General features: G+C 46.2%; 16 protein-coding genes. 10 read left to right on the forward strand and 6 right to left on the reverse strand.

What is annotated here, in order from left to right; all coding sequences use genetic code 11:
- Positions 1 to 317 precede the first annotated feature (317 nt).
- The 10 genes from B9J87_RS15415 (at position 318) to B9J87_RS15460 (ending at position 14,830) form a co-directional block, all read left to right on the forward strand.
- Entirely contained in the window at positions 318 to 1,988 is a 1,671-nt protein-coding gene (locus B9J87_RS15415; RefSeq protein ID WP_013857639.1) for an ABC transporter substrate-binding protein, read from the forward strand.
- 166 nt (positions 1,989 to 2,154) lie between these two features.
- Positions 2,155 to 3,141, forward strand: a complete 987-nt coding sequence (locus B9J87_RS15420; RefSeq protein ID WP_017043028.1) for an ABC transporter permease — start codon at positions 2,155 to 2,157, stop codon at positions 3,139 to 3,141.
- Positions 3,142 to 3,143: 2 nt separating this feature from the next.
- Positions 3,144 to 4,169 carry an ABC transporter permease gene (locus tag B9J87_RS15425; protein WP_013857641.1) on the forward strand — a complete coding sequence of 342 codons (1,026 nt, stop codon included), beginning with the start codon at positions 3,144 to 3,146 and terminating at the stop codon, positions 4,167 to 4,169.
- 2 nt (positions 4,170 to 4,171) lie between these two features.
- Positions 4,172 to 5,155: an ABC transporter ATP-binding protein gene (locus tag B9J87_RS15430; protein WP_013857642.1), complete on the forward strand. Its 984-nt coding sequence runs from the start codon at positions 4,172 to 4,174 to the stop codon at positions 5,153 to 5,155.
- 37 nt (positions 5,156 to 5,192) lie between these two features.
- Entirely contained in the window at positions 5,193 to 6,185 is a 993-nt protein-coding gene (locus B9J87_RS15435) for an ABC transporter ATP-binding protein (RefSeq protein ID WP_094124380.1), read from the forward strand.
- A 148-nt stretch (positions 6,186 to 6,333) separates the two neighbouring features.
- Positions 6,334 to 8,061: a glycoside hydrolase family 9 protein gene (locus B9J87_RS15440; protein WP_094151596.1), complete on the forward strand. Its 1,728-nt coding sequence runs from the start codon at positions 6,334 to 6,336 to the stop codon at positions 8,059 to 8,061.
- Positions 8,058 to 8,933: an N-acetylglucosamine kinase gene (locus B9J87_RS15445; RefSeq protein WP_064624438.1), complete on the forward strand. Its 876-nt coding sequence runs from the start codon at positions 8,058 to 8,060 to the stop codon at positions 8,931 to 8,933. Before B9J87_RS15440 ends, B9J87_RS15445 begins: the two co-directional genes overlap by 4 nt.
- Before the next feature lie 9 nt (positions 8,934 to 8,942).
- Positions 8,943 to 10,856 (forward strand): beta-N-acetylhexosaminidase, encoded by a 1,914-nt coding sequence (locus tag B9J87_RS15450; RefSeq protein ID WP_094124378.1) that lies wholly within the window; start codon positions 8,943 to 8,945, stop codon positions 10,854 to 10,856.
- Between the two features lie 93 nt (positions 10,857 to 10,949).
- A complete protein-coding gene (locus tag B9J87_RS15455) occupies positions 10,950 to 13,355 on the forward strand; it encodes a GH36-type glycosyl hydrolase domain-containing protein (RefSeq protein ID WP_029189900.1) in 2,406 nt (801 codons plus the stop codon).
- Positions 13,356 to 13,417: 62 nt separating this feature from the next.
- Positions 13,418 to 14,830 carry a phosphoglucomutase/phosphomannomutase family protein gene (locus B9J87_RS15460; RefSeq protein ID WP_013857648.1) on the forward strand — a complete coding sequence of 471 codons (1,413 nt, stop codon included), beginning with the start codon at positions 13,418 to 13,420 and terminating at the stop codon, positions 14,828 to 14,830.
- 106 nt (positions 14,831 to 14,936) lie between these two features.
- On the opposite strand, the gene B9J87_RS15465 is transcribed toward B9J87_RS15460, so the two are convergent.
- From B9J87_RS15465 to B9J87_RS15490, 6 genes are all read right to left on the reverse strand, one after another.
- A complete protein-coding gene (locus B9J87_RS15465; RefSeq protein WP_094124377.1) occupies positions 14,937 to 15,965 on the reverse strand; it encodes an ABC transporter ATP-binding protein in 1,029 nt (342 codons plus the stop codon).
- Entirely contained in the window at positions 15,965 to 17,590 is a 1,626-nt protein-coding gene (locus B9J87_RS15470) for an ABC transporter permease (protein WP_094124376.1), read from the reverse strand. The genes B9J87_RS15465 and B9J87_RS15470 overlap by 1 nt, the downstream gene beginning before the upstream one ends.
- A gap of 100 nt (positions 17,591 to 17,690) precedes the next feature.
- Positions 17,691 to 18,704 (reverse strand): Fe(3+) ABC transporter substrate-binding protein, encoded by a 1,014-nt coding sequence (locus B9J87_RS15475; RefSeq protein ID WP_088720897.1) that lies wholly within the window; start codon positions 18,702 to 18,704, stop codon positions 17,691 to 17,693.
- A 140-nt stretch (positions 18,705 to 18,844) separates the two neighbouring features.
- A complete protein-coding gene (locus tag B9J87_RS15480) occupies positions 18,845 to 20,074 on the reverse strand; it encodes an ammonium transporter (RefSeq protein ID WP_026029024.1) in 1,230 nt (409 codons plus the stop codon).
- 27 nt (positions 20,075 to 20,101) lie between these two features.
- The gene (locus B9J87_RS15485) at positions 20,102 to 20,440 is read right to left on the reverse strand and encodes a P-II family nitrogen regulator (RefSeq protein WP_010317537.1); all 339 of its coding nucleotides are present in this window, start codon (positions 20,438 to 20,440) and stop codon (positions 20,102 to 20,104) included.
- 191 nt (positions 20,441 to 20,631) lie between these two features.
- On the reverse strand, positions 20,632 to 21,018 hold the full coding sequence (locus B9J87_RS15490) for a YacL family protein (RefSeq protein WP_010317535.1): 387 nt from the start codon (positions 21,016 to 21,018) through the stop codon (positions 20,632 to 20,634).
- Positions 21,019 to 21,081 lie beyond the last annotated feature (63 nt).

Consider the following 21,081-nt stretch of genomic DNA (forward strand, 5'->3'; position numbering starts at 1 on the left):
CGCTTACAACCATAAGTTAATCGAATTGAGTATGAGAGGCAGATCACTGACCTAAATGAGAGTAAAAATCAAACCAAAGATGGTAAATTGACGTTTATAACGGTCACTTTCTACAAATTGACGTTTTTAACGGGAATTCAAATTGATAATTTTCTCTCCAAGGTGTCTTCTTACTCCTGCCAAAGGTCTACAGGCCACTCATGTTGACCAACTCCTCCGGTTTGTTAACACGCAATGAGGTAGGCCTTGGAGAGTGTTTATCAATTGATGACATTCATATCCATTAGTGAAATGAAAGCAAATAGTAAGGAACAGCTATGCTTGCCAATATTAAAAAAACAGCGCTAGCCGCTGCAGTAATCGCCGCCGCAGCGAGCCTTTCAGCTCCAGCAGCCGCACGCAGTGAGCTAACGATCGTACCTGATTTCTACCCTACAATGGTACGTAACTTTAACCCGTATCTAGCAACAAACCTACGTACGACCACTGATTTCATCTATGAACCACTGGTCATCTTCAACGAAATGCATGGTAATACACCCGTTATGCGTTTGGCTGAAGGCTTTAAAATGTCTGATGACCTAATGAGTGTTACTTTTGATATCCGTAAAGGTGTTAAATGGTCAGATGGTCAAGCATTTACAGCGGATGATGTCGTGTTCTCTTATGGCTTATTGAAAAATAAACCTGAACTCGACCAACGCGGTATCAACAAGTGGGTAACGAGCGTAGAAAAACTGAACGACTACCAAATCCGTTTCCGTTTAAGTGAAGCTAACTCAAACGTACCTTATGAAATCTCGTTAGTTCCTATCGTTGCTGAACATGTATGGAAAGATGTGAAAGATCCAGCGACTTTCACCAACGAAAACCCTGTAGGTACTGGTCCGTTTACTGAAATCGACACCTTCACTCCACAGCTATACATCCAATGTCGTAACCCGAATTACTGGGATGCTGCAAACCTTGAGGTTGACTGTTTGCGTGTACCTCAAATTGCAAACAATGACCAATTGCTAGGTAAAATTGTTAACTCTGAACTCGATTGGACCTCTTCATTTGTTCCGGATATTGACCGTACTTATGCCGCTGCAAGCCCTAGCCACCACTACTGGTATCCGCCATCAGGCACACAAGCATTTATGGTTAACTTCAAAAACCCAGATGCAGTAAAAAATGAAGCGCTAAGCAACGTTGATTTCCGTCGCGCATTCTCTATGGCTCTTGACCGTCAAACTATTATCGATATCGCTTTCTATGGCGGCGGTACCGTTAATGACTTCGCTTCAGGCTTAGGTTATGCATTCCAAGCTTGGTCTGATGAAAACATCCACAATAAGTACAAAGGCTACAACACGTACAACGTTGAAGGCGCGAAAAAACTGCTTGCTAAAGCGGGCTTCAAAGACGTGAACAAAGACGGTTTTGTTGATACTCCATCAGGTAAATCTTTTGAGCTACTTGTTCAATCACCAAATGGCTGGACTGACTTCAACAACACAGTACAACTTGCCGTTGAACAGCTTGCCGAAGTAGGCATCAAAGCACGTGCTCGTACTCCAGAGTTTGCGGTTTATAACCAAGCAATGCTTGAAGGTACTTATGACGTCGCTTACACCAACTACTTCCACGGTGCGGACCCACATCTATACTGGAACAGTGCATACAACTCTGCACTACAGAAAGGTGAAGGTATGCCTCGTTTTGCTATGCACTTCTACAAAAACGATAAGCTAGATACTTTGCTAGACAGCTTCTACAAAACAGCGGATAAAAATGAGCAGCTAGAAATCGCTCACGGAATTCAGAAAATCATTGCTGAAAACCAAGTGACCATCCCTGTAATGTCAGGTGCTTACATGTACCAATACAACACAGCACGCTTTAGCGGCTGGTGGAACGAAGAAAATCCTAAGGGTCGTCCAAACATTTGGGCTGGTATCCCTGAGCGTCTATTACACGTACTGGACCTAAAACCAGTTAAGTAAGTAGAAGTTCATTCCTTGCGGCGTACTTCGTGCGCCGCTAAATAAAATCCCCTAAATACCTAGCAAATGTATAACGCTCGTCGTTAGGGGATTTTTCGCTCTAAATTTCGCTAGGAGCGACCTGAAACCAGGTACAGGATAAAACTGGGTGAGTAAGGTGTGAGTTATGGGTTATTTTTTAAGACGTTTGTCATTTTATTTTATCGCGTTGCTGGTTGCAGCAACATTGAACTTCATTATTCCGCGAGCCATGCCTGGAGACCCAGTGACCATGATGTTCGCAAACGCAACAACGCAAGTAACGCCAGAACGAATCGAAGCGATGAAACAGCTTCTCGGTTTCGTTGATGGTCCGTTACCCGTACAGTATTTGACCTATTTAAAAAGCATTCTAAGTTGGGAATTAGGCACGTCGATTAAGTTCTATCCGTTAAGTGTCAATGAATTACTGGGTAGTGCATTTGGTTGGTCGTTATTTCTAGCGGGTACTGCGGTTGTGATCTCGTTCTCAATCGGTTCTCTACTGGGCATTTTTGCCGCATGGAAACGAGGCAGTCGTTACGATACGTTTATTACCCCAGGGATGTTGGTTATACAAGCCGTTCCGCAAGTGGTTATTGCGATGATCGCTATGTTTACTTTTGCTATCGGCTTGCAATGGTTCCCTACGGGTTATGCCTACACTGCTGGTACGATGCCAGATTGGACAAGTTGGACATTTATTAAAGATGTGGCTTACCACGCTTTCTTGCCTCTTGTCTGTGCATCTCTAGTACAAATCGGTGGGTTTCTCGTCAACATGCGTAACAACATGATTAACCTGCTCGCTGAAGACTACATCACGATGGCGAAAGGGAAAGGGCTCAGCGAAAACCGCGTGGTTTTCCAGTACGCCGCTCGTAATGCTTTATTGCCAAGTGTCACCGCTCTATCAATGTCTTTGGGTATGGCTATCGGTGGCCAGCTCATCATTGAAATTATCTTTAACTATCCTGGCCTTGGCAGTGTTTTATTTAATGCGATCAACGCTCGTGATTACCAAGTTCTGCAAGGGCAGCTACTGATTATGACGCTCTTTATGCTGTTCTTTAACCTGTTGGCGGACATGCTTTATGTCGTACTAGACCCTCGCCTACGCAAGGGAGGTAAATAATCATGAAAGATCTCATTAAACTCATTCGCGGCAATACCGTTGCCATGGTCGGTGTCATTATTTTGGGCCTATTTTTATTCATCGCCCTTGCTGCGCCACTGATCACCAAACATGCGCCAGATAAACGTACCGGAAATCCACACGAGTACCCATCGTTCGTCGTCAAAGCCGCTAAAGCAGATCCGAATGGCTGGATTGCTGAAAACTTGGCAACTGACCGCCGTACCTTACTACTCTCAAAAGGTGAAGACCATGTGCTAGGCACCTCTCGTATGGGACGCGATGTTTGGTCACAAGTGGTGTATGGCGCACGAGTCTCACTCGCCGTGGGTTTTGGCGCAGGAATGACCGTCTGTTTTCTTGCGACTGTGATTGGTGTTTCTGCCGGTTACTTTGGCGGTAAGGTCGATGACATTCTAACCGCCGCTATGAATATCATGCTGGTGATACCGCAATATCCTCTTTTATTCGTGGTCGCGGCATTTATTGGAGAGGCCGGCCCATTAACCATTGCACTCATCATTGGCTGCACCTCCTGGGCTTGGGGCGCTAGGGTCGTACGCTCACAAACCCTCGCACTGCGTGAAAAAGAATTTGTCAGAGCGGCGGAAGTCTTGGGTGAATCATCATGGCGCATCATTTTCGTTGAGATTCTACCTAACCTCATCTCCATCGTTGGCGCTAGCTTCATCGGTTCAGTGATGTACGCCATCATGATGGAAGCCACTATCTCCTTCCTTGGTCTTGGCGATCCAAACACCATCAGTTGGGGCATCATGTTGTACAACGTTCAAACGTCCTCTTCTATGCTGATTGGCGCTTGGTGGGAACTGCTTGCTCCTTGTATTGCTTTGACTCTACTCGTTACTGGTTTGGCTTTACTGAACTTTGCGGTCGATGAAATTGCCAACCCACAACTGCGTTCACACAAAGGAATGAAGCGTTGGAAAAAACTCGCAGAGCAAGACAAGAAAGAGCGTCAGCCTGACCTGCCACCACAAAATGCACTTTGGAGCGGAGATAAATAATCATGACAAACCCACTTATTTCAATCCGTAACCTATGCGTTGACTACATCACCGACGCAGGTGATGTTCGAGCATGCAGCAACGTCAGTTTTGACATTGCACCTGGCGAAGTATTTGGCCTTGCTGGTGAATCTGGCTGTGGTAAATCAACTATCGCATTTTCACTGATGCGTCTGCATAAGCCGCCCGCGTTTATTACTGGCGGAGAAGTAATTTTTAATGGTGAAAATATCATTAAATACAGCGATGAACGCATGCAATCCTTTCGCTGGAGCCAAATGTCGATGGTGTTTCAAAGTGCGATGAACGCTTTGAACCCAGTATTGACGATGGAAGAGCAATTTTGTGACGTGATCATGCGCCATACCAACATGACTCGTGAACAAGCTAAACGCCGCGCTGAAGGTTTGTTAGAAATTGTCGATATTCACCCAAGTCGCTTAAACGATTACCCACACCAATTCTCTGGGGGTATGCGTCAACGCTTGGTGATTGCAATTGCTCTCGCGCTCAATCCTAAAATGATCATTATGGATGAGCCTACTACGGCACTTGATGTGGTTGTCCAGCGTGAAATATTGCAAAAAATCTATGCGCTGAAAGAAGAGTTTGGCTTCTCTATCTTGTTCATCACCCATGATTTGTCGTTGATGGTCGAGTTCTCCGATCGGATTGGCATCATGTATTCCGGTGAATTAATTGAAGTGGCTCCTTCTAAACAGATTCTGGAAAGCCCTTTCCACCCTTACACCAAAGGGCTGGGTAGTTCTTTCCCTCCACTGACAGGCCCTAAAACGAAGTTAACTGGAATACCAGGTAACCCGTTGAACTTATTGGATATACCTCAAGGTTGTCGTTTCCAAGCTCGTTGCGATCGCGTACATGAAGCTTGCACCAAAATTCCAACGAGTTTGCGCCAAATAGAGCTTGGACGCTTCTCCAGTTGCCACCTTTACGGTGACCCAATTGCTCAAGTGAAACTGTAGAGCACAAGCTGTATTACCAAAATTTCTGGAGACAATTATGAGCAAAAATTTCGGTGAATTACTGGTTGAGGGGAAAAATCTAGTTAAAGATTTTCCAATCAACAGTAACACCCTAAAACAACCTATGATGCGAGCGATCAACGACGTATCGTTCAAAATGTTCAAAAGCCGCGGCTTGGCTGTCGTGGGTGAATCAGGCTCTGGCAAATCAACGACCGCTAAAATGATTGCCAAAATGTACGCCCCAACATCCGGTGTAATTGAATACAAAGGACGCGATATTTTAGACATCACTTCACGCAGTGACCTGATGCACTATCGCGAAGGCGTCCAGATGGTATGGCAAGATCCGTTTGGCTCACTCAACCCAACTCATACCATTTTTCATCATATTGCTCGTCCACTGCTTATCCATAAAAAAGTGACGTCAGGTAATAAGAGAGAGTTAGAAGAACGCGTTCACGATTTACTGGAACAAGTCGGCCTTATTCCACCAAAAGAAACAGCCGAGAAATATCCGCACCAGTTGTCTGGTGGACAGCGCCAACGTGTCAACTTAGCGCGTAATATCGCGGTTGGTGCCGAAGTGGTACTGGCTGATGAACCAACCTCCATGTTGGATGTGTCGATTCGTGCGGGTGTTCTCAACCTGATGGAAGAGATGAAGTTTGAAAAGCAGATGTCGCTGCTTTATATCACGCATGACATCGCCACCGCACGCTACATCGCCGAAGACTTAGCCGTCATGTACGTCGGACATATGGTGGAATGGGGCGATACCGAAGAGATCATTCACGATCCTCAGCACCCATATACTCAACTATTGGTTTCCGCAGTACCCGATCCTAGTAAATCGATACACGAGAAGCTCAAAGGGAACAAAGGCGAAATTCCACTTTGGACCCCGGTATCAACAGGCTGTCCTTTTGCTGGTCGATGCATGCAGGCGAGTGACAAATGTCGTGAACAACTTCCAGCGGTGACTCAGTTGTCTGATAACCACTTTGTTCGTTGTTACTTATTTGAATAATCACTAACGCACACCTTAATGTATTGAAGCCGCTGACATAACCTCATCGGTTTCAATGCCTTAGGTAAAAATATAAAACAAAGTCAGCACTCGCCCCCGACGGGTTGAGTGCTGACGAGAAATCAAAGATCTGGCTTGGAGATGTTTAATGCTGCTACTGATTAACCATATTGGTTATGAGCCACAAGGGCCAAAACAGGCGATACTAATGAGTAACACGCTCCGTGTTTCTTCCGATATCGCCCTGCTTGTTTGTGCAAACAGCCATCAAACGGTGTCGACTTTCGTTGTTGAACCACAAGCTAAAGTCGCACATTGGCATTTAGGTAGCTTTTATACGATCGACTTTTCTCAATACACCACTTCAGGACAGTATTACCTGCGTTTTGAAAATACCCACTCCCCTATTTTTGAAATTGGTGAAGGGATACTGATGAAAAAAACGTTTTCTGATGTATTGCACTACTTCAAATCACAACGTTGTGGTGGCATTTTCGACCAGCAAGATAAGCTCGTACCACTGCTTGGTACATCAACCACTGCCGATGTACACGGTGGCTGGTACGACGCTTCCGGTGACGTCAGTAAGTATCTGAGTCACCTTTCTTACGCCAACTATTTAAACCCTCAACAAACCCCAATGGTGGTTTGGAATATACTAAAGGGATTGGCACAACTAGAACACCACTCGAGTTTTGCTGCATTTTCTCGCACTCGCCTTAAGGAAGAGGCGTTATTTGGTGCTGATTTTCTGATCCGCATGCAAAACTCCGAGGGGTTCTTTTATACAACGGTCTTTGACAAATGGAGCAAGGACATTAAGCAGCGAGAGATCTGCGCCTATGCCACTCAATCTGGCCACAAGTCTGACGATTATCAAGCCGGATTTCGTCAAGGGGGAGGTGTTGCGATTGCCGCTCTTGCGGTGGCAGCACGTTTAGATGTTCACGGTGATTTCACCTCAGAACACTATTTAACAGCGGCGGAGCATGGTTACTGGCATTTAAAAGAAAATAACACGCGCTATCTCGACGATGGTCAAGAAAACATCATTGATGCCTATTGCGCTCTGCTTGCATCGGTTGAGCTCTACCGCTCAACTCATCAAGCAAATTATCTACTTGAGTGTCGTCTTTGGGCACAAAGGTTATGCGCTTATCAACACAGCGACACTAACATCGCTCATTATTGGGCAGCCAATAGTGATGCCACTCGTCCTTATTATCACGCCGCCGAAGCTGGGCTACCAGTGATTGCACTGTGCGAATATCTCGAGATTGAAACAGAAGAACACCGCAAACAATCAGTCGTTCAAGTGATTGAGAATGCTTGCCGCTTTGAGCTCACCATCACTCATCAAGTCAGTAACCCATTTGGCTACCCACGCCAATATGTAAAACCTGTGAATGGCGACAAACGCTGCGCATTTTTTGTCGCTCACGACAATGAATCCGGCTACTGGTGGCAAGGCGAAAATGCGCGTTTAGGATCGCTCGCGTGTATGGCTTATCGCGCCCAAGCGTTCGTCAACGCGGATCTGCATGCCCCTTTAACCACCTTTGCACAAAACGCATTGAACTGGATTGTCGGATTAAATCCATACGATATGTGCATGCTCGATGGGCACGGTCGCAACAATCCAGACTACCTCCCCCACCTAGGCTTTTTTAATGCCAAAGGGGGAGTGTGTAATGGCATTACAGGCGGTTTTGAAGATGAAGAAGATATCGCTTTCAACCCAGCGAAACAGAAGGATGACATGATGCAAAACTGGCGTTGGGCTGAGCAATGGATTCCTCATGGTGCTTGGTATCTGCTGGCCATCACAACCCAGTTTTGCCACTTATCAACACCAGACTTAGAGAGGCAATCATGACTTTTTATTATGTCGGTATTGATGGAGGTGGCACATCATGTCGCGCACGCATCCGCAACGAGCAAGGCGCGCTGTTAGGTGAAGCGAAAAGCGGTAGCGCCAATATTTTATTGGGTGTGGAACTTGCCATGCAGGCAATCATTGATGCAATTACTCAAGCGGCGCACCAAAGCGGGCTGACGAAAGAGAATTTTGCTCAGATGCACGTGGGTCTTGCTCTGGCTGGTGCAGAACAAAAATCCGCATGGCATGCGTTTATGTCTCAGACACATCCTTTTGCTTCACTAACGCTCAACACAGATGCTTACGGTGCCTGTATTGGTGCTCATAATGGCGACGATGGCGCAATTATGATCGCGGGAACGGGCTCTTGTGGCCTATTTTTACACGCAGGGCAGCAGCATGTGGTCGGTGGACGTGAGTTTCCCATATCCGATCAAGGCAGCGGTGCCATCATGGGGTTACGCCTAATCCAGCGCGTGTTGCTCATTGCAGATGGTATCGGCGAGCCTTCATTATTAAGCGCTCATGTGATGCAACATTTTAACCACGATGTTGATCAGATTGTCGAATGGTCAAAAACCGCACTCCCACGCGACTATGGCCAGTTCTCTCCCGTTATTTTTTCTCTAGCGCAACAAGGTGATGCGCTGGCGATCGAGCTTCTCAAACAAACTGCGGCAGACATCGAAATGTTTCTTGTCGCTCTTCATAACAAAGGAGCCAAGCGGATCTGCCTCATGGGTAGCATTGCAGAGCGTATCTTGTATTGGCTTTCTCCACCAGTACAACAGTGGATTGTTCAACCTCAATTCGACGCTATCGAAGGCGCGATTATGTTTGCCGGCAAAGCCGAGCATAATTTGTATTAAGGAATCACTATGAGCTATCGAATTGACTTTGCGGTACTCTCAGAACAGAAGCAATTTTGCCGTTTTGGTTTAACGTTCCATAACTTAAGCGATCAAGACCTACAAGACTGGTCGTTACATTTTGTGATTGATCGCTTCATTCAGCCAGACAGCATCACCCATGGCAACGTAGTGCAAATAGGCAGTTTCTGCTCATTAACGCCAGATATGACCGTGCTTGCTGCAAACTCACATTTTTACTGTGAATTTAGCATCAAAACCGCCCCTTTCCATTTTTACACTGATGGCGTAAAGCACGCTTTTGTTCAATGCAATGGTGAGCAACCGATCGAACGTCATGATGTGATCGTAACTCCGATTGCTCTCGCCTCGCCTTATCGTGAGCGCAGTGAAATACCCACAACAGAAGCCGCGAGCCTCAGCCTCATTCCATTACCAAACAAGATTGAATCCGGCACAGGGCATTGCACCTTAACGACTTCGAGCCAGATTACCTTGCAATCCACATGCGCTGAGCAAGCTGCGACTTGGTTACAACAGGAACTCAACCGTATATTTGATTTTCAGCCCAAACCCATTGGCAGCGCTGATATTATCTACCGCACTAACCCGACCTTTGACGAGGGCGCGTATCAACTCAACGTCGATCGTACCGGCATTCGCTTAGAGGCGAGTGGTCATCAAGGCTTTATGTATGCTAGCGCGACCCTGTTGCAGTTGATTCAAGTTCAAGATCAATCGTGGTTAGTCCCCTGCGTCAAAATCAGTGATGCGCCACGCTTTAAGTACCGAGGCATGATGCTCGACTGTGCGCGCCATTTTCATGGAATCGAGACAGTTAAGCGGCTTATTAACCAATTAGCGCATTACAAATTCAATACGTTCCATTGGCATTTGACCGATGACGAAGGATGGCGTATCGAAATTAAAGCACTGCCACAACTCACCGACATCGGTGCATGGCGAGGGGTTGATGAAGTGCTCGAACCTCAATACAGCTTGTTAACGCAGCGCCACGGTGGTTTCTATACACAACAAGAGATCAAAGAGGTTATCGCATACGCTCAAGAGCGTGGTATCACAGTGATCCCTGAAATTGATGTTCCCGGACATTGCCGCGCCGCGATCAAATCTCTGCCTCATCTGCTGGCCGATGAAGAGGATCAATCACACTATCGCAGCATTCAATATTACAACGATAACGTCCTCTCCCCCGCCCTTGAAGGAACGTATGAGTTCTTAGATATCGTCTTGCAAGAAGTCTCTGAGCTATTTCCATCCCCCTTTATCCATATTGGTGCCGACGAAGTGCCCGATGGGGTCTGGATTAACAGCCCTAAATGTCAACAACTGATGGCTGATAATGGCTATACCGAGGCCAAAGAATTACAAGGACACTTACTACGTTATGCCGAACAAAAACTGCGTACGCTTGGCAAACGCATGGTCGGCTGGGAAGAAGCGCATCATGGCAATAAGGTCAGTAAAGATACTGTTATCTACTCTTGGCTTTCTGAAGCGGCGGCATTGAACTGCGCGAAACAGGGGTTTGATGTGATTTTACAACCCGGTCAGTACACGTATCTGGATATTGCTCAAGATTATGCACCAGAAGAACCGGGCGTTGACTGGGCTGGTGTCACCCCATTAGAAAAAGCCTATCGCTATGAACCCTTAGCCGAAGTGCCCGAAAACGATCCACTCCGTAAGCGAATTCTCGGTATTCAGTGCGCTTTATGGTGTGAATTAATCAATAACCCACAGCGTATGGAATACATGATTTACCCACGCTTAACTGCACTCGCCGAAGCAGGATGGACCCATAAAGTGCATCGTGATTGGCAAGATTATCTGTCACGGCTCAAAGGACATCTGCCTATGTTGGACAAGCAAGGCATCCGTTACCGAGCACCATGGAAATAAACACAACACTTGGAGTCGGCATTACCTCTCCTTGGTTTTCACTAGCATAATTTTTGGCTGCAAAAGACGCAGTTTGTTTAAAAGGAAATGACAATGAAATACGGCTATTTCGATAACGACAATCGTGAATATGTCATCACACGCCCTGACGTTCCAGCGCCTTGGACCAACTACTTAGGGACAGAAAAATTCTGCACCGTGATCTCTCATAACGCGGGCGGTTACTCTTTTTACAATTCACCAGAATATAACCGTGTTACCAAATTTCGCCCGAACGCTTCTTTTGATCGCCCGGGGCACTATGTTTACTTACGTGACGATGCAACTGGCGACTATTGGTCTATTTCTTGGCAACCCGTAGCAAAAAGCTTAGAAGAAGCGAAGTATGAAGTCCGCCACGGCCTCTCTTACTCCAAATTCAAATGTGAATACAGCGGCATTACTGCCACTAAAACTCTCTTTGTACCGAAAGGCGAAGATGCTGAAATTTGGGATGTCGTCATTAAAAACGATTCCACAGAGACTCGCACTATCAGCGCTTTTTCGTTTGTTGAATTCTCTTTTAGTCACATTCAATCCGATAACCAAAACCATCAGATGTCGCTTTACTCTGCAGGTACCGCTTATCACGCGGGTGTGATTGAGTACGATCTTTACTACAACACCAATGATTTCGAAGGCTTTTACTACTTAGCCTCGACGTTTGATCCAGACTCTTATGATGGACAACGCGATACCTTCCTTGGCTTGTATCGTGACGAAGCCAATCCCATTGCAGTAGAACGTGGTCACTGCTCGAACAGCGCGCAAACCTGCTACAACCATTGCGGTTCGCTGCACAAACAATTTGTGATCCAACCGGGTGAAGAAGTTCGCTTTGCTTATATTTTGGGAATTGGTAAAGGCAATGGCGCGCGTTTGCGTGCTAAGTACCAAGACTTGGCTAATGTCGATGCCGCTTTTGCTGGGATCAAAGCGCATTGGGATGAACGTTGTGCGAAATTCCAAGTAAAATCACCGAATGAAGGCCTTGATACCATGATCAACACTTGGACGCTTTATCAAGCGGAAACGTGTGTGGTGTGGTCTCGCTTTGCCTCTTTCATTGAAGTGGGCGGTCGTACTGGCCTTGGTTACCGTGATACGGCGCAAGATGCCATTTCAGTACCGCACGCAAACCCGAAGATGACCCGTAAACGCTTGGTTGATCTGCTTCGTGGTCAAGTCAAAGCGGGCTATGGCCTACACCTATTTGATCCTGACTGGTTTGATCCAGAAAAAGCGGATGTCAAACCATCAAAATCGCCAACCGTTGTACCAACACCAAGTGATGAAGATAAGATCCACGGCATTGAAGATACGTGTTCTGACGATCATCTCTGGCTCGTTCCAACCATCTGTAAATACGTGATGGAAACAGGTGAAACATCCTTCTTTGATGAAGTGATCCCTTACGCCGATGGTGGCAATGCAACGGTTTACGAACACATGAAGGCGGCGCTTAACTTCTCGGCAGAATACGTGGGGCAAACAGGTATCTGCAAAGGCTTACGCGCTGACTGGAACGATTGCTTGAACTTAGGTGGTGGCGAATCATCTATGGTTTCTTTCCTCCACTTTTGGGCACTGCAAGAGTTTATTGACCTTGCAAAATACCGTGACAATGCAGAGGACGTTGCGAAATACACCGAAATGGCGGCGAACGTACGTGAAGCTTGTGAAACTCACCTTTGGGATGAAGAAGGTGGCTGGTATATCCGTGGCCTAACGAAAAATGGCGACAAGATAGGAACTGCTCAGCAAACTGAAGGTCGAGTTCACCTTGAATCAAACACACTCGCCGTCTTATCGGGCGCAGTGTCGCAAGAGCGTGGTGAAAAAGCGATGGATGCCGTTGATGAGAATCTATTCTCCGAATACGGTCTACATCTGAACGCACCTTCCTTCTCAACCCCTAATGATGACATCGGTTTCGTTACTCGTGTTTATCAAGGTGTTAAAGAAAATGGCGCTATTTTCTCACATCCAAACCCTTGGGCATGGGTTGCAGAAACGAAGCTTGGCCGTGGTGATCGAGCCATGAAGTTCTACGACGCATTAAACCCTTATAACCAAAACGACATCATTGAAAAGCGCGTTGCCGAACCTTACTCATACGTGCAGTTCATTATGGGACGAGATCACCAAGATCACGGCCGTGCGAACCATCCATGGTTAACAGGTACGTCTGGTTGGGCCTACTTTGCCGTCACCAACTTCATTTTGGGTGTTCGTGTCGGTTTTGATGGCCTCGTCGTCGACCCATGCATTCCTACCAATTGGCCTGGTTTTGAAGTCACTCGCCAATGGCGCGGCGCGACTTACAACATCACAGTGCAAAACCCGAACTCCGTCAGTAAAGGGGTGAAAACAATCACAGTGAATGGCGAAGCAGTAGAAGGCGTGATTCCTGTCATGGCACAAGGCAGTGTCAACGATGTAGTGGTTATTCTCGGTTAACGCGATTTGAGCCTCAGCGCGAAGGAGCTGAGGCTCAACATTAGTCCCACAAGGATTTTATTATGATCAAATTTGGTACAGGTGGCTGGCGCGCCTTTATTGGTGAAGAGTTTACCAAAGACAACGTCTGTCTAGTGGCTCAATCACTTGCCAACATCATTAACCACGAAAATGTGGCTAACAACGGGTTCGTTATCGGCTACGACCGCCGCTTTCTTTCTGACAAAGCCGCACGTTGGTTTGCGCAAGTCTTAGCAGCGAATGGCGTGGTGGTAAGCTTTATCGATAAGTTTGTTCCCACCCCTATTGTGATGTTCAAGGCCAAAGAGATGAATTGCGCCTATTCGGCGTGTATTACGGCATCCCACAACCCTGCGGACTACAACGGCATTAAAGTGTTCATTGAAGGTGGACGAGACGCTGATGAGGTGATCACACAAAAGATTGAACAGCAAATCGCGTCACTGACGCTTGCCGATGTAAAACACGTCGAATTTGAACAAGCGCTGCAAGATAAATCGATTGTCATCATAAATCCAATGAATGAGTTTGTGGATTCAATCATCAATTTTATCGATATTGAAGCGATCAAAAAAGCCAACCTGCGTGTGTTGATTGACCCCATGTTTGGCGTCGCGAAAAATGCATTGCAGACGGTTCTGATCAATGGCCGCTGCGATGTGGATGTGATCAATGATGGCAAAAACCCCGATTTTGGCGGTTTAATGCCTTCCCCTAATGCAGCGACTCTTTATCGTCTCAAACATTTAGTGGCCGCAGAAGGTTACGATATTGGGATAGGTACCGATGGCGATGCAGACCGACTTGGTATTATTGATGAGAAAGGCAACTTCATCCATCCTAATGAAGTACTGATCCTGCTTTACTACTACCTGCTTGAATATAAGGGTTGGAAAGGATCCGTGGTGCGTAATATCGCCACCACCCACCTGCTGGATAAAATTGCCGCTGACCACGATGAGAAAAGTTTTGAAGTCCCCGTTGGCTTTAAACACATCAGCTCACAAATGGAAGCGGATGATTCACTGATTGGTGGTGAGAGCTCCGGCGGTTTAACCATTCGTGGACACATCAAAGGTAAAGATGGGGTTTTTGCATCGAGTTTGTTGGTTGAAATGATCAGCGTGACAGGTAAAAAACTCTCCGAATTACTGGGGGAAATTTACGCGAAATACGGTTACGCCTACACCGCAGAAGGTGACTGTAAATTTAAAGCCGCACAAAAAGAGTCGTTGTATAACAAAATCTACGTTGAGAAACAGTTGCCTCAATTTGAGTATGAGATTGAGAAAGTCAGTTACGAAGACGGAGCCAAAGTCTACTTTAAAAACGGCGGCTGGGTTATTGCTCGTTTCTCTGGCACTGAACCATTGCTACGCATTTTTGCCGAAATGGCGGATAAAGACACTGCAGAACGTGTTCTTCAACAGGTGAAAGATTTTCTATCGTTATAGCTTTTACCCACTTCGACTCAAATTTGAGTCGCTATACCCGCACAGTATGAAGAGGTTGTAGGTATATCGATGAAGAACACTTGCCCGGCGTCACGCCGGGCTTTTTTTAAAAAGCCAACACACCTTGCGTATCAATGCTGACTGCAACATTTTGCCCAACGCTCAACGGCTGTGAAGAACTCGCCAGCAACTTACTGCCATACGCATCAATCACATAACGGCAGTGATCGCCCATGAATTGCTGCTCTAACACGCGGACTTTGCTCTCTTGCTGCGCACTAATTTGAATGTGTTGTGGCCGCAGTAGTAATTCGCATTTGGCTTCAAGCTCAATAGGTTGCTGAGCTTTGGCGTCTACTACACCTAAATCGGTCTCAAATTGCCATTCTGAAATTCGTTTGGCGCTTAAATAACTTCCACCACCTAAGAAATCGGCCACAAATTTACTCGACGGTTGGTAGTACAGCTCTGATGCGGTGCCATATTGCTCAATCACACCGTGGTTCATTACCGCCATTTTATCAGCAAAAGCAAAAGCTTCTTCGCGGCTATGGGTCACAAAAATAGCCGTCACACCCTGCTTTTTAAAAATGTTGCGAATTTCGCCAATCAACTCATGACGAACTTGGGTATCGATATTGGAAAACGGCTCATCAAGCAGCAGTAGATCCGGTTTATACGCCAAGGAGCGAGCAATCGCCACTCGCTGCTGCTGCCCACCCGATAGTTGATGAGGATAACGATCCCCCAGCCCCGCTAAGTGCACTAATGCCAACATCTCTTCGACTTTCGCTTTGCGCTCGGTTTGAGAGAGTTGACGCAATCCAAACGCGATATTTTCCGCAACAGTTAAGTGAGGAAACAGCGCATAATCTTGGAAAATCATCCCTATGTTTCGCGCTTCCGGTGGCAACCAATGTTGACCATCATCAATCGTCACACAATTAAGGCTCATCACCCCAGAGCTGAGTGGCAACAAACCCGCAACGGCTTTCAATAAGGTCGTTTTACCACAACCACTTGCTCCTAATAAACAGACGATTTCTCCCTGTTTTACTTCCAGCGACAGTGATTGTAAAACCGTTTGGTTTTCATATTTGCAAGTCAAATCATGAATAGACAGCGCACAACTCATCAGTGATTTTGCTCCAGTGAACGGTTAACAACGATAAGCGGAATTAAACCAACCGCGACCAAGAGTATCGCAGGCAAAGCAGCCACTTCTAATTGTTCATCCGATGCGTAGTTATAAACATAGGTCGCCAAGGTTTCGAAATTGAACGGACGCAATAATAAAGCGGCATTCAGCTCTTTCATTGACTCAATAAACACCAACAACCCAGCGATAAGCGTACCACGGCGGATCAATGGCAGATGAACTCGCCACAGCATAGCGTTCGATCGATAACCCATAGTTCGAGCCGCCATATCCAAAGAAGGTGAGACTTTATTAAGACTACTTTCTATGCTACCAATCGCCACGGCCGAAAAACGCACCACTAAAGCAAAAATAATAGCAAACATCGAACCAGAAAAGATAAGACCCGGTCGCCCCCACTGCATCGCTTTAGCAACATCATTGACCCAATGATCCATAAACAGCACCGGAACCATCACACCAATCGCTAACACGGTTCCGGGAACCGCATACCCCATAGAAGACAAGCGCATAAAGGCTAAAGTCACCCCGTTGGCGTTCAACCGATGGCAAAAATTCACGACCAAAGCAATCAACACCGCCACCAGCGCGGCCGTCAACGAAACCGTTAAGCTATTGATCGCAAAGTCTTGGAACTCCGAAGTCCAACTTTTCGCAAAATAGTGATAAGCGAATGAGACCAACTGCAATAAAGGCAGCAGAAACGCGAGCGCAACTAGCCCCCAACACCAACACAAAGCGGCCCATTTTTTCCACCCTTGCAACTGATAGCGAAAATCTTCATGGCTGTTAAATTGACTTTGAAATAATTTCTGTTTACGACGGCTATAGCGCTCTGCGCTCAGCAGTAATAATACAATCACCAACATGATGGCGGATATTTTCGCTGCCGCATTCAAATTAGAATAACCGAGCCAAGTGTCATACACCGCAGTCGTTAGGGTATTAACGGCAAAGTAACTCACCGTACCAAAATCTCCCACCGTTTCCATCGCCACTAAGGAGAGGCCAACCGCCATCGCGGGCCGTGCAAGCGGCAGTGAAATAAGACGAAAACTCTGCCACGGAGAGCATTTTAATAGACGAGCGGATTGCAATAAGGAGACGTTTTGTTCCATGAATGCTGCACGGCACAGTAGGTAAACATATGGGTACAGCACCAGCGCAAGCACAATGCTTGCCCCGCCCAAACTGCGAATGTCGGGAAACCAGTAATCACCTGCGCCCCAACCCGTAATATCTCTAAGTAACACTTGCACTGGGCCTGCGTAGTCAAACCAACTGGTAAAGATGTAACCGATAATGTAGCCGGGCATCGCAAGTGGTAACACCAAAGCCCATTGTAAAATGCGTTCGGTAGGCAGCTTACACATCGCCATTAACCAAGCACTGGGAATGCCAAATAGCAAAGAAAGCCCCATCACACAGAACGTCAATACGACGGTATTAAAGGTATAGGTGGGCATCACGGTTGACATGAGATGAGCAAAAACCTCATCACTTTGTCCCGCAGCGGTAATAAAGATGGCTAAGATCGGCAAAACCAGTAGCACAGTGACACTGGCACTACTGGTTTTCCATAATGTATTTTTTTCTTTCATTGCCTAATTACAATAAGGCTTACTGACACATAAATGCGTTTGCAAATACATCTCATGCCCCTTCAATAGAATAGGGGCACTGTTATACCCCTAGAACCGATTAAAGGTCAAATTTCACTTCATCAAGCAGCTTAATTGCCGCGGCATGATTGTCGGCAATTTTTTCGAGCGGCAGTGGATCTGCTTTAAAATCGCCCCATGAAGCGACTAGTGCAGAACGCTCAACACCTGCTTTTACTGGGTATTCAAAGTTGACGTCAGCGTACATGTGCTGTGCTTTATCGCTGGTCAAAAACTCCATCAGCTTAACTGCGTTTTCTTTGTTAGGCGCGTACTTCGCCATCGCCATACCACTCACGTTAACGTGCGTGCCTTGCGCATTCTGGCCGGGGAAGTTGATGTAGACGGCTTCAGCCCATGATTTTTGCTTATCATCAGCTAACATTTTCCCTAAATAATAGCTATTACCCAATGAGACATCACACAAACCTTCTTTAATCGCTTTAACTTGGTCACGATCGTTACCTTGAGGCTTACGTGCTAAATTTGCTTTGACACCTTCAAGCCAAACTTTAGTGCTCGCTTCGCCTTGCTCTGCAATCATGGATGCAACCAGCGCCACGTTGTAAGGGTGCTTACCACTACGAGTACAGATTTTGCCTTTAAATTCAGGCTTCGCGAGGTCAGCGTAATTGAAGTCATCACCCAGCTTGCCTACGCGATCGCGTGATGAGTAGACGCTACGGGTACGTATTGTTAGTGCAAACCACTCATCTGCGCTATCGCGATATTGGGCGGGAATGTTAGTTTCAATGGTTTTGTTATCCACCGCTTGGACTAAACCTTTTTCAGATAACTCAAAAAGACGGCTAAATTCTGAGGTTAAAATCACATCAGCAGGGCTGTACTCACCCTCTTGTACCAATTTCTCAGCAATCCCTTCTTTCGCAAACTTCACATTCACTTTAATGCCCGTTTGTTGAGTGAACTCTTTAAACATCGGCTCAATCAAAAATGGTTGGCGGTATGAGTAAACGTTAACCTCCTCTGCCGCCATCGCGCTCGGAGCCATCACACTACATGCCATCGCAGACAGAGTAAGCAGTTTCTTCATTTCTAGTTCCCTTTAAAATTGGTAATGATAATGTTTATCAGTTTCGTTATTATATTGATGATAGATTGAAAAACAATTCAATCAATAAAAAAACCTGCCTTAATCGGCAGGTTTTTAGGTAGGTTATCTGTAAGGAAATATTACTTTATTGTCACGAATTCTGGGTAGGCCCCCACCCCACAGTCGTGCATATCCATCCCTTCTAATTCTTCTTCTTCCGAAACTCGAATGCCTATCGTTGCCTTCAGGATGCCCCAAACCACAAGGCTTGCACCAAATACCCAAGCGAAAATCACTGCGGCTCCAAGTAGTTGAGCGCCAAAGCTCGCATCAGTATTGCTGATTGGCACAACCATTAAACCGAACAAACCACATACGCCATGTACTGAAATTGCGCCCACAGGATCGTCAATTTTCACTTTATCAAGGGCTATAATGCTAAACACAACCAACACACCCGCTACAGCACCAATCGCTACCGCATACAGTGGTGATGGAGAGAGAGGATCAGCGGTAATAGCCACTAACCCGGCCAACGCACCGTTGAGTACCATGGTTAAATCCGCTTTACCCCAAGTGGTTTTACACACTAATAGAGCCGCGATAGAACCCGCTGCTGCAGCGGCATTGGTGTTGAGGAAAATCTGACCAACCGCTGTTGCGTTTTCAAAATCAGACAGCATTAGTTGTGAACCACCGTTAAAACCAAACCAGCCAAACCACAGGATAAATGTACCCAAAGTCGCAAGTGGCATGTTGGAGCCCGGAATAGGGTAAATTTCACCATTTTTACCGTATTTACCTTTACGTGCTCCCAACAAGATGACCCCAGCTAGCGCCGCCGATGCACCCGCTAAGTGAACAATACCAGAGCCGGCAAAATCACTGAAACCGGCAGCTGAAAGAAAGCCACCACCCCAAGTCCAATAGCCTTCCATTGGGTAAATGAATGCGGTCAAAATGACGGAAAAAATAAGGAACGACCACAATTTCATTCGCTCAGCGACAGCGCCAGAAACCACCGACATCGCGGTTGCCACAAACACCACTTGGAAGAAAAAGTCTGATTCAAGGGAGTGATCCGCGCCTTCTGCTTGGCTACCTATCAAGGAGCCGAATGAAGGCAGCCAGCCTGCTTCTGCGTTATCAACATACATAATGTTGTAACCAACCACTAAATACGTGGTACAGGCAATCGCGTACAAACAAAAGTTTTTGGTTAAAATTTCAGTGGTGTTTTTAGAACGAACTAAACCCGCCTCTAGCATGGCAAAGCCAGCCGCCATCCACATCACCAACGCACCCGAAATCAAGAAAAAAAACGTATCGAGTGCGTAACGTAGCTCTGTTACCGTTGCTGCTAATTCCATAATGGTTATCTCCAATCCTTTGAATCTTTACAGTGCTTCACTGTCCATTTCGCCAGTACGAATACGCACAGCTTGGCTGAGGTCATACACAAAAATTTTTCCGTCACCAATTTTTCCGGTGTGCGCCGCTTTGATAATCGCCTCTATCACGCGATCGACATTTTCAGCTTGTGTCGCTATTTCTAATTTCACTTTAGGCAGAAAATCGACTTGATATTCCGCGCCTCGGTAGAGCTCGGTGTGCCCTTTTTGGCGACCAAAGCCTTTCACTTCGGAAACCGTCATCCCTTCGATGCCGACATCGGCCAAAGCTTCACGCACATCGTCTAACTTAAATGGTTTAATTATCGCGTTGATCAGTTTCATTGCATCCTCTCACAAGCAGTAGTCCGTTTACGATCAATACAATCCAAGCCGCGTGCCAACTTTTTAACTTAATGATTTTAAAAGATTTGCAACCATTTCTTATGCCAAAAAGAAAAGGGTTGCACAAATAAGGTGCAACCCTTTCCCACAAATAAAGCGAAGTGTTTAATCTTCACCAGTTTTGTGCAGCGCTAAGTGAAGTCCGCAGGTGAGTAACGTACAAATTCGCACCACTGCTTGATCATCAAAGCAAAATCATCAATGCCGCAGCTTGCAGTGCTTTCACAATCGTAAAAATCAAACTCACTGTCACTATCAAGCGCTTCACCATGCGTCAAAACATTGGCCTGAACCGTGACCTCATCGGCAAGAATCATCACGCTGATTTCCTGCCCCTCAAGCGTCTGCTCTTGATTAAATGCACGTTTCGATGCTGCCATTAGCGCAATAACTTGATCTATTTTGGGAAGATCGTTGCTGATCTCCTCTTGTAGCCAACGGCCAATAATTTCGTGCCCCATCGAAAAAGAGCAGTAATAGCTCCCATCTAGGGTGTTTTTTTTAAATTCGTAGTCCATCGGGTTCTCGATATTGGTGCTTGGGGATACGGATAACTTTGTTATTATCGGTGATTATGGCTA

Origin of the sequence: Vibrio sp. V19_P1S1T109 (assembly GCF_002241375.1) — a bacterium.
Classification (GTDB): Bacteria; Pseudomonadota; Gammaproteobacteria; order Enterobacterales; family Vibrionaceae; genus Vibrio; species Vibrio anguillarum.